We start from the raw sequence: 12,790 nt of genomic DNA, 5'->3' as shown, positions 1-12,790 counted from the left end.
ACCGCGATGGAATTCCTCACCCTGAGCGCGCTGCCCGCCGGCATGCTGTTTGCGCTCGTCACGTCGATCACGCCCGGCCCGAACAACACGATGCTGCTCGCGTCCGGCGTCAACTTCGGGTTCCGCCGCACGATGCCGCACCTGTTCGGCATCAGCATCGGCGTCGCGATCCTGATGCTGTGCGTCGGTTTCGGTCTCGGCGAAGTATTCAAACGTGTACCCGTGCTGTACACGATCCTGGAAGCCGCAAGCGTCGTCTACCTGCTGTATCTCGCGTGGCGGATCGGCACGTCCGGCGAGGTCAAGGCGCACGGCGGCAAGGCGCGCCCGATGACGTTCGTCGAAGCCGCCGCGTTCCAGTGGGTCAATCCGAAGGCATGGATGATGGTGCTGACCGCCGCGACGACGGTCCAGCTGTCCGCCGACTACGGAATGAACGCCGCGTGGATGGCCGTCGTGTTCATCCTGATCGGGTTCCCGTGCATCAGCCTGTGGGCCGCGTTCGGCCAGGGCCTGCGGCACTTCCTGTCGAATCCCCGCGCGCTGCGCATGTTCAACGTCACGATGGCGGTGCTGTTGATCCTGTCCCTGTATCCGCTCGTCGCGCATCTGCTGCCGCAGTGAGCGCGCCGGCGCGCCCGTTGAGATTCGCCGCATGCAGGCGTACGCTTGGATTCCGGGCGCGCGAAACCGGCAGGAAGGTCGAGCCGCTCTTGTCGGGAGAACGCCGATGAAGCCGCTGCTGAGAACGGGCGAACACATCGAAGGGATGCACTGGATCGCCGAATACCACCAACTGACGCACGACATCCGGATATTGCGCGAAGACATCGAAGTCGGCACGTATGCGGCGCCGCCGACGCTGTTCGGCGAGGAAGAAGAGATGGGCTCCCCGAACGCCGCCGATCATCGCAGCCGGGAAGCGGCGCTGCGCGCGTATCTGCGCCGCTTCGTCAAGGAACACGACACGGAGGAGTGACGACGGCGCGCCATCGCGCGCCGCCCGCCTGATCCCGCTCAGTGCCCGAGCGACTCCGCGTTGCCCGTCGACGGCGCGACCTCGTACGGCCGCGCCGACTGCTTGATCAGCAGTGCGACGCACGACAGCACGCCGGCCACGGCGATCGTCGCGAACACGCCCGCGAACGTGAAGTGCCGGCGCGTCAGCTCGGCGACGAGGAACGACCCCGCGATCCCGCCGAAGCGCCCGACGCCGAGCATCCATGCGACGCCGGTGCCGCGCCCTTCGGTCGGATAGAACGCCGCCGCGAGCGCGGGCATCGACGATTGCGCGGTGTTCATCAGCACGCCGGCAATGAACACGACCAGCACCAGCAGCCCGACGTTGCCGACCGCCTGCCCGATCGCAGCCACGCTGACAGCCGTCAGCGCATAGCACACGGCGATCACGCGGTTCGCGTTGAAGCGGTCCATCAGCACGCCGCACAGCACGGCCCCGACGCCGCCGAGCGGGAACAGCGCGGAGATCAGCGTCGCGCTCTTCGGGGTGAGGCCGGCATCCTTCAGCAGGATCGGCATCCAGTTGATCGACGCGTAGAAGATCACGAGGCCCATGAAGTACGCGATCCACAGCATCACCGAGCCGACGACGTACGAGCGCGACAGCACGACGCCGACGCCCTTGCTGCCCGTCTGCGGCGCGGCCTCGGTCAGCACGAACGCGCCGGCGTTCAGCGCATCGCGCGAAATGCGCGCGAGCGTCGCGCGGATCCGGTCGACGGGCCGGCTGTTCGCGACCATGAAGCGCACCGACTCCGGCATCTTGACGAGCAGCAGCACGCCGAGCACCAGCGGCGTCACGCCGCCGAGCACCAGCACGCTGCGCCAGCCGAAGTGCGGAATCATCCATGCGGCGAGGAAACCGCCGAACGCCGCGCCAAGCGGAAAGCCGCAGAACATCAGGTTGATCACGGTCGCGCGGCGCTTGTCGGGGCAGAACTCGCCCATCATCGTGACCGCATTCGGCATCGCGGCGCCCAAGCCGACGCCGGTGACGAAGCGCAGCACCGTGAGCTGCCCGATGCCCGACGAGAACGCGGATGCGAGGCACGCGGCGCCGAACAGGAACACCGAGCCGAGCAGCAGCGCACGGCGGCCGAGACGATCGGACAGCGGGCCCGACACGAGCGCGCCGCACGCGAGGCCGAACAGCGCGGCGCTGAGCACCGGCGCGAGATCCGGCTTGGTCAGATGCCATTCGGTCAGCAATGACGGGGCAATGAAACCGATCGCGGCGGTATCGAAACCGTCCAGCAGGACGATCACGAAACACATCGCAAAGATGAGCCACTGAAAGCCGCCGAACGGCTGCTCGTTGATGAAGGTCTGTACGTTGACGACCGGGGTGCGATTCATCGCCTGTCTCCTGTCGACCGGAGTCGGCGCTTCGGCGCTTTCTCGGGTCGCATGCATGATATGTAATCGGCGCGGTCTCTCTGCCGCGCCGTTCCTTTATTGCGCACCTTCGACGATGCGCTGCGCGCCGATGCTCTGCCGGCGCGGGTGTTGTCGACGGCCCGCCGACGCGAGCCGCCTCAGGCAGCCGCCTCAGGCAGCCCCGCCTGACCGGCCGTCCTAGGCGGCCCCGTCCTGTTCCTTGAAGATCCGGTCCGCGAGATGAAACGCCGAGTTCGCCGCCGGCACGCCGCAATAGATCGCGGTCTGCAGCAGCACTTCCTTGATCTCGTCGCGCGTCACGCCGTTGTTGCGCGCGGCACGCAGATGCAGCGCCAGTTCCTCACCGCGGTTCAGCGCAACCATCATCGCGATCGTCAGCAGGCTGCGCGTGTGGCGCGGCAGCCCTTCACGCGTCCAGATCTCGCCCCACGCATAGCGCGTGATCAGGTTCTGGAACTCCTCGGTCACTTCGGTGCGGTTCTCGATCGAGCGGTCGACGTGCGCGTCGCCGAGCACCGCGCGGCGCACCTTCATCCCGGCTTCGTAACGTTGCTGGTCGTCCATCGCGGGCTCCTCGGCTCAGGCGGTCAGGAAATCGAGCAGCGCACGGTTGAAGCCGTCGGTGCATTCGATGTTCGAGATGTGCGCGGCGTCGAATTCGACATGCTTGGCGCCCGGAATCGCCGCCGCGAGCGCGCGGCCCTGGTCCGGCGGCGTCGACAGGTCGTGCGCGCCCGTCACGACGAGCACTGGCAGCGCGATGCCCTTCACTTCCTCGCGCATGTCCGCGGCATTCAGCGCGTCGCAGTTCGCTGCGTAGCCATCCTTGTCGGTATGCACGAACGTGTCGCGGATCGCGTCGACGAGGCGCGGCTCGCGCTCGAAGAACGCGTTCGTGAACCAGCGCGGCAGCACCGCATCGGCGAGTGCCGGCATCCCCTCGGTGCGCGCCTTTTGCGCGCGCGGCGCCCACACTTCCGGCGAACCGATCTTCGCGGCGGTGTTCGCGAGCACCGCGCGGCCGATCCGCGACGGGAAGCGCGCGGCGAGCGCCGCGCCCGTCAGGCCGCCCATCGAGATCCCGCAGAAATGCGCGCGCGCGATGCCGACGTGATCGAGCAGGCCGATCACGTCGCCCGCGAGCTGGTCGATCGTGTACGAGCCGGCCGGCGCGGCGGAATGGCCGTGGCCGCGCGTGTCGTAGCGCAGGATGTTGAAATGCTGCGCGAGCGGGCGGATCTGCGGCGCCCACATCTGCAGGTCGGCGCCGAGCGAGTTCGAGAAGACGAGCCACGGCGCGTCGTCGCGCGCGGCGCGGTCGATCCGGTAATGCAGTTGCACGCCGTTGACAGTGGCGAAAGGCATCAGTGTTCTCCTTGCGGGTTCGGGCTCGCATAGGCCGCGAGCACGGCATCGACGAAGGCCTGCGCCTCGCCGACGTAATGAGCGGGATCGAGCAGACGCGCCAGCGCGTCGCGCGACAGATGGGCGGAGACGGTAGCGTCGGCGGCGAGCACGTCGAACAGCGTCGCGCCGGTGCGCACCGCTTCCTTCGACGCGTGCTCGACGACGTGGTGCGCATCGAGCCGGCCGATCTTGTCGCCGAGCGCGAGCATCACCGCTTCGCCGAGGATCAGGCCGCGCGTCAGGCCGAGATTGGCGGCCAGGCGTTCGGTGTCGACGTCGAGGCCCGCGACGATCTGCGCGATCTGCGCGAGCGCGCCGCCGGTCAGGCGCGCGAGGTCCGGCAGCGCGTCCCATTCGGCCTGCCAGCCGCCGAGCGCGCGCTCGTGCTCCTGGACCATCCCCGCGAACACCGTCGCGACGAGGCCCGGCGCGCGCACCGCGGCGGTCAGCACGGCCGCGCAGCCGACCGGGTTGCGCTTGTGCGGCATCGTCGACGAGCCGCCCTTGCCGGCCGCGGCCGGTTCGCCGAGCTCGCCGACTTCGGTCTGCATCTGCAGCGACACGTCGCGCGCGATCTTGCCGAGCGTGCCGGTCAGCATGCCGAAGCACGACGCGGCCTCCGCGATGCGGTCGCGCTGCGTATGCCACGGCACCGCGGGCAGCGCGAGCGTCAGGTCGCCGGCGAGCGCCGCAGACACGCCGCGCGCGTGCTCGCGCAGGCTCGCGAGGGTACCCGCCGCGCCGCCGAACTGCAGCACCAGCGCCCGCGCGCGCAATTCGGCGAACCGTGCGCGGTGGCGCAACAGCGCATCGAGCCATTGCGCGAACTTCAGGCCGAGCGTGATCGGCAGCGCCTGCTGCAGCCACGTGCGGCCGATCGTCGGCGTCGCGCGATGCGCGCGCGCCAGCGCGGCGAGCGATGCGCAGGCCGTGTCGAGCATCGGTTCGAGCACGTCGAGCGTGTCGCGCAATTGCAGCACGGTGGCGGTATCGATGATGTCCTGGCTCGTCGCGCCCCAGTGCACGAACTTCGCGGCCTCGGGGTCGTCGGCTTTCACGCGCGCGGTCAGCTGCTTGACGAGCGGAATCGCGAGGTTGCCGCCGAGCGCGGCGTCGCGCGCGAGCGCGTCGGCATCGAGCTGGTCGGCCCGGCACGCGCGCTCGATCGGCGCGACGGCGGCGGCGGGAATCACCTGCTGCGCGGCGAGCGCACGCGCGAGCGCCGCCTCGACGTCGAGCATGCGCTGGACGGTCGCACGGGGCGACCAGATCCGGTTGAGCGGCTCGGTGCCGCAGATGAGGGAGGTCAGGCGGGCGCTGTCTTCGAGCATGGCGTCAGGTCGGGAAACAGGGTGCGCTTATTGTCCACCGAAGCGCGCCGGCGTGCGCTTCGGTGCGCACGCCGGCTGCGCCCGGTTCAGGCGGCAACCCTCTGCGTTGCATCGATCAGCGGCACGCCGGTCAGCTTCTGCAACGCGTCGAACGACAGGTCGGTGAAGATCTCGGTCACCGCGAGGCCGTCGCGCGTCACGTCGAGCACGGCCAGGTCCGTATAGATGCGGCTCACGCACTGCACGCCCGTGACCGGATACGAACACTGCGCGACGATCTTGCTCTCGCCCTGCTTGGTCAGGTGCTCCATCATCACGAACACCTGCTTCGCGCCGATCGCGAGATCCATCGCGCCGCCGACGGCCGGAATCGCGTCGGGCGCGCCGGTGTGCCAGTTCGCGAGGTCGCCGCTCGCGGACACCTGGAACGCGCCGAGCACGCAGTAGTCGAGATGGCCGCCGCGCATCATCGCGAACGAATCGGCATGGTGGAAATAGGCGCCGCCGGTGAGCAGCGTCACGTGCTGCTTGCCGGCGTTGATCAGCTCGTCGTCTTCCTCGCCGGGCGCGGGCGCCGGGCCCATGCCGAGCAGGCCGTTCTCGCTGTGCAGGAAGATTTCCTTGCTCGGGTCGAGGTGGTTCGCCACCAGCGTCGGCACGCCGATGCCGAGGTTCACGTACGCGCCTTCGGGAATGTCCTGGGCGACGCGCTTGGCCATTTCATCGCGGGTCAGTCGTTTCATCTGGATTTTCCTCCGGCGGTCAGGCGGCTTGGGATGCGGCACGTTCGGCGGCCAGCTCGGCCGCATGCGTGGCCTGCGGCACTTCGACGACGCGCTGCACGAAGATGCCCGGCGTCACGATGTGTTCCGGGTTCAGCGCGCCAAGCGGCACGACTTCCGACACCTGGACGATCGCGACCTTCGCGGCGCTGGCCATGATCGGCCCGAAGTTGCGCGCGGTCTTGCGATACACGAGGTTGCCCCAGCGATCGCCCTTGTACGCCTTCACGAGCGCGAAATCGGCGTGGATGGGCGTCTCGAACACATACTGCTTGCCGTCGATCACGCGCGTCTCCTTGCCTTCGGCCAGCTTCGTGCCGAAGCCGGTCGGCGTGAAGAAGCCGCCGATGCCCGCGCCCGCCGCGCGGATGCGCTCCGCGAGGTTGCCCTGCGGCACGAGCTCCAGCTCGAGCTCGCCCGCACGGTACAGCGCGTCGAACACCTGCGAATCGCTCTGGCGCGGAAACGAACAGATGATCTTGCGCACGCGCTTCGCCTTCAGCAGCGCCGCAAGGCCGATCTCGCCGTTGCCCGCGTTGTTGTTGACGATCGTCAGATCGCGCGCGCCCTGCTCGATCAGCGCGTCGATCAGCTCGGACGGCATGCCGGCCGTGCCGAAGCCGCCGATCATGATCGTCGCGCCGTCGTGAACGTCGGCGACCGCCGACTGAAGCGATTCGAAAATCTTGTTGACCATGTCTCTTCCTGATACGTACCCGCGGCACGATGCGCGGCCTGTCGAGGGAACACGCGCGTCTCGCGTGCCGCGCCGGACCCGTATCCGGACCCGGCGAATGTTCGCTAAGCGAACCTAGATTCGATTAGCGAACGATGGCCGATCATAGAGTCGTGCACAGCGCGTTGTCAAGGCGGGTTCCCTCGGGGGCTGCGTCGTCGTCGAACGGCAGCCCGACGTAGTTCTCGGCGAGCGCCTGCGCGGCGGCCCGGGAGCGCGTCACGTACTTCAGTTCGGCCACTTTCAGGCGATTGACGAACGGCGTGTCGTCCGCGGACGGGTGCAGCATGTTCGTCATGAAGTACGAGAAATGCTCGGCGCGCCACACGCGTTCGAGGCAGGTCGCCGAATACGCGTCGAGCCGCGCCGTGTCGCCGCGGCGGTAGCGCGCGCCGAGCGCGCGGGCCAGCACGCGGACGTCGGCCACCGCGAGGTTCATCCCCTTCGCGCCCGTCGGCGGCACGATGTGCGCGGCGTCGCCCGCGAGGAACAGGCGGCCGTACTGCATCGTCTCGGACACGAAGCTGCGCATCGGCGTCACGCTCTTCTGCGTGATGCGGCCCTCGGCCGGCGTCCAGCCCGTGTCGTTCGAGAAACGCGTATGCATCTCGTCCCAGATCCGCGCATCGGACCATTCGTCGAGGTTCTCGTCCGGCTTGCATTGCAGGTAGAGCCGCGTGACGGTGGGCGAGCGCATCGAGAACAGCGCGAAGCCGCGTTCGTGGTGTGCATACACGAGCTCGTCGAGCGACGGCGCCGCATCGGCGAGGATGCCGAGCCACGCATACGGGTAGACGCGCTCGAACGTGCGCTGCCGTTCGGCGGGAATGGCCTGCCGCGCGATGCCGTGAAAGCCGTCGCAGCCGGCGATGTAGTCGCAGTCGATGCGCTCCGCGCGGCCGTCCGCGTGCTTGAACGTGACGAACGGCTGGTCGCCGTCGACGTCGTGCACCGCGACGTCGCTCACTTCGAAGTGCATTTGATGGCCATGCTCGACGCCGGCCGCGATCAGGTCGCGCACCACTTCGTGCTGGCTGTAGACGGTGATCGCGCGCCCGCCGGTGAGCCCGGTCAGGTCGATGCGGTGGCGCTGGCCGCCGAACAGCAGCTCGATGCCGTGATGTTCGAGCCCTTCGCGGCGCATCCGGTCGCCGAGGCCGGCTTCGTTCAGCGTGTCGACGGTGCCCTGCTCCAGCACGCCGGCGCGAATGCGGTTCTCGCAGTACTCCCGCGAACGCGCTTCGACGAGGATGGAATCGACGCCTTGCAGGCGCAGCAAATGGGAAAGCAGAAGGCCGGACGGACCGGCGCCGATGATCGCGACTTGGGTACGCATGTTTGTCTCCTTGTCGACCGGAGTTAGCGCTTCAGCGCTTACCCCGGTCCCATGCAAAGCTGAACATTGATTCGAATAGTGAAACGAATTTCAGCGCTTTCCCGACTATGCGGCAACGCGATTCAGGAGATAAGTTGTATACGTTTCGCGAATATTGGTGTCGTGATGGAAACGCTCGATCTGAACCTGATTCCCTACCTCGTCGCGCTCGACGACGCGCGCAACGTGAGCCGCGCCGGCGACCTGCTCGGCGTGAGCCAGCCGCGCGTGAGCGCCGCGCTCGGCCGCCTGCGCGAATACTTCGGCGACCCGCTGTTCGTGCGCACGTCGCGCGGCATGGAGCCGACGCCGCGCGCGCAGGCGCTGCTGCCCGCCGCGCGCGACGCGCTCGCGCAGATCGAGCGCGGCCTCGTCGCGCCGCACGATTTCGATCCGGCGGCGAGCACGTATACGTTCTCGATCGCGCTGTCGGACGTCGGCGAGATCGTGTTCCTGCCGAAGCTGCTGCAGGCGTTCTCGGCGCGCGCGCCGCATGCGAACCTGCGCTCGGTGTCGCTCTCGCACGATGAAGTCGGGCGCGGCCTCGAAGCCGGTTCGCTCGATCTCGCGGTCGGCTACTTCCCCGATCTCGACGGCAACAACTTCTTCCAGCAGCGGCTGTTCACGCACCGCTTCGTGTGCCTGATGCGGCGCGGCCATCCGCTCGAACGGGCGCGGCCGTTCACGGTCGAGCAGTTTCTCGCGTGCGGCCATGCGGTGGTGCGCGCGGAAGGACGCAGCCAGGAAGTGCTCGAGAAATACCTCGCGAAGCAGCGGATGCATCGCCGCGCGGTGCTCGAGACGCCGCACTTCATGAGCCTGCCGTTCATCCTGAGCCGCACCGACCTGATCGCGACGGTGCCGCACGCGATCGGCTACGCGTATGCGGCCGAGCACGCGTTCATCACGCCGGTCGAGCCGCCGCTGTCGCTGCCGCGCTTCGACCTGAAGCAGCACTGGCATCGCAAGTTCCACAACGATCCGCGCACCGCGTGGCTGCGCGGCGTCGTCGCGTCGCTGTTCAACGACGAGCAGGACGAGTGGCCGAAGTGAGCGGGCGCGGCGCCGCCTCGTGACGCACGAGCGCCGAAAGCATGAAACAATGCTCCCCATTGCGCCGCCGCAGGCGGCCGTCCTCGATGGAGCGAATACATGGGTAAAAAATCCTCGCGGCCCGAACCGGCCGCATCCCGGCCGAGCCGTTCGGAGGCCGAGGAAGCTGTCCGCGTGCTGCTGCGCTGGGCCGGCGACGATCCGGCGCGCGAAGGCCTCGTCGACACGCCCGCGCGCGTCGTGCGCGCGTACGAGGAGTTCTTCGCCGGCTATGCGATCGAACCGCGCGACATCCTCGCGCGCACGTTCAGCGAGGTCGACGGCTACGACGAGATGATCGTGCTGAAGGACATCCGCTTCGAGAGCTACTGCGAGCATCACATGGTGCCGATCATCGGCCGCGCGCACGTCGCGTATCTGCCGAATCACCGAGTCGTCGGCATCTCGAAGCTCGCGCGGCTCGTCGATGCGTTCGCGAAGCGCCTGCAGATCCAGGAAAAGATGACCGTGCAGATCGCCGACACGCTGTTCGACGTGCTGCAGCCGAAAGGCGTCGGCGTGATCCTCGAAGCCGCGCACCAGTGCATCTCGACGCGCGGCATTCACAAGCCGGGCGTCGAGATGGTCACGTCGCGCATGCTCGGCACGTTCCGCACCGATCCATCGACGCGACGCGAATTCCTGTCGATCGTCGCGAACCCGTCCTCCGTGAACCTGACGAATACGTAAATGACGTCGACGAAGCAAGCGGCGGATGCGCCCGTGGTGCTCGTGACCGGCGCCGCGCGCCGGGCCGGGCGCGCATTCGCCGAGTTTTTCGCTGCGCAGGGCTACCGCACCGCGATCCACTTCGACCGGTCGGCCGACGCGGCACACGCGGCCGCCGATGCGATCGCCGCGCGCGGGACCGATTCGGCGGCGCTACGGGCGGACCTGTCGGACGCCGCGCAGGTCGACGCGCTGATCGGCGACGTCTACGCGCGCTTCGGCCGCCTCGACGTGCTGATCAACAACGCATCGGTGTTCTGGCAGGACCACTTCCCGGGCTTCGACCTCGCCGCGTTCGACCAGGCCTGGGCCGTCAATTGCCGCGCGCCGATCCTGCTCACGCGCGCATTCTACGAACGGGCGCGCGCAGCCGGCACGCAGGGCGTGGTCGTGAATGTGATCGACCAGAAGATCAAGGAAAACTTCCATCGCGACCACTTCAGCTACACGGTCGCGAAGGCCGCGCTCGGCAACCTGACGCAGATGCTCGCGCTGTCGGCCGCGCCGGTGCTGCGCGTGAACGCGGTGTTCCCGGGCCTGATGCTGCCGAGCGACGACCAGACCCAGGCCGATTTCGAACACGCGAGCCGCGCGTCGACGCCGCTCGCGCGCATCGCCGGGCCCGATGACGTCGCGCGCGCGATCCTGCTGCTGACGGGCAGCGCGTACAACGGCGTGGATTTCGTCGTCGACGCGGGACAGAACCTGATCCGCGTCGATCAGGACGTGCTGTACAAGCACCGTTCGCCGGCCGGCAAGCCCTGACGCAAACACCATCGAGAGACCGGCGTCGCACGGGCTGCGCACCGTTCGACGCCGGCCCGCGCCGCCCTTCCCACGCCGTTACGGCCGCTCGGCCCGATCGCCTTCGCGCGCCTTGCTCTGCGCGACGCTGGTGCCCGGCGGCACGCTGTGCGTGAGCCACACGTTGCCGCCGATCACCGAGCCGCGCCCGATCGTCACGCGGCCGAGAATCGTCGCGCCCGCGTAGATCACCACGTCGTCCTCGACGATCGGGTGACGCGCATTGCCCTTCACGAGCGCGCCGTCGCCGTCGGCCGGGAAGCTCTTCGCGCCGAGCGTGACGGCCTGGTAGACGCGCACGCGCTCGCCGATGATCGCCGTCTCGCCGATCACCACGCCGGTGCCGTGATCGATGAAGAAGCTCGGCCCGATTTGCGCGCCCGGGTGGATGTCGATGCCGGTGGCCGAATGTGCGATCTCGTTGATGAAGCGCGCGAGCAGCGGCACGCCGAGACGATGCAGCGCATGCGCGAGCCGGTGGTGCATCATCGCCAGCACGCCCGGGTAGCACAGCAGGATTTCCGTGATGTGCTGCGCGGCCGGGTCGCCTGCGTAGGCAGCCTGGATGTCGCTGACGAGCAGCGCGCGAATCGCCGGCAACTGCTTGCCGAATTCGCGCGCGATGTCGAACGCGCGTTCCTCGAGTTCGGCAGGCGGTGTATCCACATGCTCGGGCAGGAACGTCAACGCGCGGCGGATCTGCTCGGACAGCACGCGCAGTGTGCTCTCCAGCGTATGGCCGACGTAATAGTCGACGCTTTCGTCGGTCAGGTCCGGCGCACCGTAATGTGTCGGGAACATCGACGCGCGCAGGCCGGTGACGATCTTGCATATCGCATCCCGGGACGGCAGTTCACGGATGCCGCGCGGATGGCGGGTGCGATGCAGTTCCTCGCGCGACTCGCGCAAGCCGGCAACGATTTCTTCGAGGCCCCAGTGACGGGCAGGCGATTTCGACATATGCAAAGCGGCAGCCCCGCGCTGACTGCGCACGGCCGCAAATAAAAGTGACGGTTTGGTTAGATTACCGCGTTTTTCGCCCGCGAGCCGCCCCCGGAGGGTCGGCCCGATGGCCAACGTCGGCCGCGGCCGCCGGCGTCAGATCGTGACGCTGCTCGCGTCGATCCAGCGCACCGCCCAGTCGCGGGCATGCGCGATCGCCGAACCTTCGTCATGGAACTGAAGCTCCGATGGAAAGAAACGGTTGGCGACAAGCTCCCCGTCGCTCGATCGCAAGATCACGACGTAAGGCTTGAACGAACCGTCACTGGCGCGCGCAGGCGCGCAATTCAACAGATATCCGCGATGTGTGAAGGCAGTATTCGCTTGCATGAGTCCGCCACCTCAAGTCCCTTGCTTTCTTGTTAACTACCCGTGTGTTAAGGGTGTTGCGGCGCCCTGGTATGGGCGGAAGCGGCCATCCTTCGTCCCCTGTCGCCGCCTCATCGGAAAAGAATCATACTCTGTAGAAAACGCATCTTCTAGCTGAAATAAATCATGACAAATCAGCGCGCGCGACACGGCTGCGGCGGCCGCCCGCTCGCCTTTTCCCGTCGTGCCCGGAACGGGACTTGCTTCGATCCGGAGCGCTTCGCCGCCAGGAGATTCGCGATGGAATCGTCTGCACAAATGCGCGCCGCACATCCGCGCAGCATCGAGCTGTACAACGACGATACCCACGACAGCACCGTCGACACCGACGGCAAGAACCGCGAAGCGGCGCGCCTCGCGCGCGGCGAACCGATCTCGCCCGATCAGGTCACGACGAGCAATGCGTCGCTCGACAACGCCATGCCCGAATCCGGCGATGGCTTCGCCGGATACGACAGCAGGCCGGACGGCAACCATCTTGCGCTCGCGCTGCGCGCGGGCTACGTGATGATCGAGAAAGGCTTCGACGCGCCGCTGCCGGTCGGCGGCGAAACGCTCGGCGCGGTGCACCGGATGCATGGAGGCGGGCACTGGCCCGGCCACGCACGCCGGCCTGAGCGGGTGATCGAACTGACGCCGGCGCCGCGTTAGCTCAAGCGTTTTAAGCTGTCGTTTGGTCGTTTGCGAAGCGGCGCGCGGCACGTCTCGAACGCATCGCACGTCGCGCCGGCTTCGCCTTCGATCG

General features: G+C 67.9%; 15 protein-coding genes. 6 read left to right on the top strand and 9 right to left on the bottom strand.

The window, feature by feature from the left end; all coding sequences use genetic code 11:
- Positions 1–6: 6 nt before the first annotated feature.
- Together HWY45_RS08770 and HWY45_RS08765 are read left to right on the top strand one after the other, a co-directional pair.
- Positions 7–624 carry a LysE family translocator gene (locus tag HWY45_RS08770; protein ID WP_059882550.1) on the top strand — a complete coding sequence of 206 codons (618 nt, stop codon included), beginning with the start codon at positions 7–9 and terminating at the stop codon, positions 622–624.
- A 106-nt stretch (positions 625–730) separates the two neighbouring features.
- Entirely contained in the window at positions 731–979 is a 249-nt protein-coding gene (locus tag HWY45_RS08765) for a hypothetical protein (RefSeq protein WP_059564268.1), read from the top strand.
- 38 nt (positions 980–1,017) lie between these two features.
- On the opposite strand, the gene HWY45_RS08760 is transcribed toward HWY45_RS08765, so the two are convergent.
- The 7 genes from HWY45_RS08760 to pobA all read right to left on the bottom strand — a co-directional run bounded on the left by HWY45_RS08760 (position 1,018) and on the right by pobA (position 8,010).
- Positions 1,018–2,376, bottom strand: coding sequence for an MFS transporter (locus HWY45_RS08760; RefSeq protein WP_059803023.1), 1,359 nt, complete (start codon positions 2,374–2,376; stop codon positions 1,018–1,020).
- 219 nt (positions 2,377–2,595) lie between these two features.
- Positions 2,596–2,982, bottom strand: coding sequence for a 4-carboxymuconolactone decarboxylase (gene pcaC, locus HWY45_RS08755; RefSeq protein WP_017330845.1), 387 nt, complete (start codon positions 2,980–2,982; stop codon positions 2,596–2,598).
- A gap of 15 nt (positions 2,983–2,997) precedes the next feature.
- On the bottom strand, positions 2,998–3,783 hold the full coding sequence (gene pcaD / locus HWY45_RS08750; RefSeq protein WP_059882502.1) for a 3-oxoadipate enol-lactonase: 786 nt from the start codon (positions 3,781–3,783) through the stop codon (positions 2,998–3,000).
- Positions 3,783–5,156 (bottom strand): 3-carboxy-cis,cis-muconate cycloisomerase, encoded by a 1,374-nt coding sequence (locus HWY45_RS08745; protein WP_059882504.1) that lies wholly within the window; start codon positions 5,154–5,156, stop codon positions 3,783–3,785. Before HWY45_RS08745 ends, pcaD begins: the two co-directional genes overlap by 1 nt.
- An 86-nt stretch (positions 5,157–5,242) precedes the next feature.
- Positions 5,243–5,899, bottom strand: coding sequence for a CoA transferase subunit B (locus HWY45_RS08740; protein WP_059803014.1), 657 nt, complete (start codon positions 5,897–5,899; stop codon positions 5,243–5,245).
- Between the two features lie 19 nt (positions 5,900–5,918).
- Complete coding sequence (locus HWY45_RS08735; protein ID WP_059564263.1) at positions 5,919–6,635, bottom strand: 3-oxoacid CoA-transferase subunit A; 717 nt, start codon at positions 6,633–6,635, stop codon at positions 5,919–5,921.
- Between the two features lie 142 nt (positions 6,636–6,777).
- Complete coding sequence (gene pobA / locus HWY45_RS08730; protein WP_059882506.1) at positions 6,778–8,010, bottom strand: 4-hydroxybenzoate 3-monooxygenase; 1,233 nt, start codon at positions 8,008–8,010, stop codon at positions 6,778–6,780.
- 165 nt (positions 8,011–8,175) lie between these two features.
- On the opposite strand from pobA, the gene HWY45_RS08725 reads away from it, so the two are divergent.
- The 3 genes from HWY45_RS08725 (at position 8,176) to HWY45_RS08715 (ending at position 10,635) form a co-directional block, all read left to right on the top strand.
- Positions 8,176–9,102, top strand: coding sequence for a LysR family transcriptional regulator (locus tag HWY45_RS08725; RefSeq protein WP_059882508.1), 927 nt, complete (start codon positions 8,176–8,178; stop codon positions 9,100–9,102).
- A gap of 99 nt (positions 9,103–9,201) precedes the next feature.
- Positions 9,202–9,831 (top strand): GTP cyclohydrolase I FolE, encoded by a 630-nt coding sequence (gene folE, locus HWY45_RS08720; protein ID WP_026044351.1) that lies wholly within the window; start codon positions 9,202–9,204, stop codon positions 9,829–9,831.
- Positions 9,832–10,635: an SDR family oxidoreductase gene (locus HWY45_RS08715; RefSeq protein WP_059882510.1), complete on the top strand. Its 804-nt coding sequence runs from the start codon at positions 9,832–9,834 to the stop codon at positions 10,633–10,635.
- A 78-nt stretch (positions 10,636–10,713) separates the two neighbouring features.
- Here HWY45_RS08715 and epsC read toward each other — a convergent pair whose 3' ends face one another.
- Both epsC and HWY45_RS08705 read right to left on the bottom strand, forming a co-directional pair.
- The gene (epsC, locus tag HWY45_RS08710; RefSeq protein ID WP_059564259.1) at positions 10,714–11,634 is read right to left on the bottom strand and encodes a serine O-acetyltransferase EpsC; all 921 of its coding nucleotides are present in this window, start codon (positions 11,632–11,634) and stop codon (positions 10,714–10,716) included.
- A 138-nt stretch (positions 11,635–11,772) separates the two neighbouring features.
- Entirely contained in the window at positions 11,773–12,006 is a 234-nt protein-coding gene (locus HWY45_RS08705; RefSeq protein WP_081059750.1) for a hypothetical protein, read from the bottom strand.
- Positions 12,007–12,285: 279 nt separating this feature from the next.
- On the opposite strand from HWY45_RS08705, the gene HWY45_RS08700 reads away from it, so the two are divergent.
- Positions 12,286–12,696: a DUF3005 domain-containing protein gene (locus HWY45_RS08700; protein ID WP_059882512.1), complete on the top strand. Its 411-nt coding sequence runs from the start codon at positions 12,286–12,288 to the stop codon at positions 12,694–12,696.
- Positions 12,697–12,790 lie beyond the last annotated feature (94 nt).

The organism is Burkholderia stagnalis, assembly GCF_902830275.1.
In the GTDB taxonomy this organism is placed as follows: Bacteria; Pseudomonadota; Gammaproteobacteria; order Burkholderiales; family Burkholderiaceae; genus Burkholderia; species Burkholderia stagnalis.
Note: the sequence above shows the minus strand (reverse complement) of the source record. Positions and strands in the feature narration are given on the sequence as shown.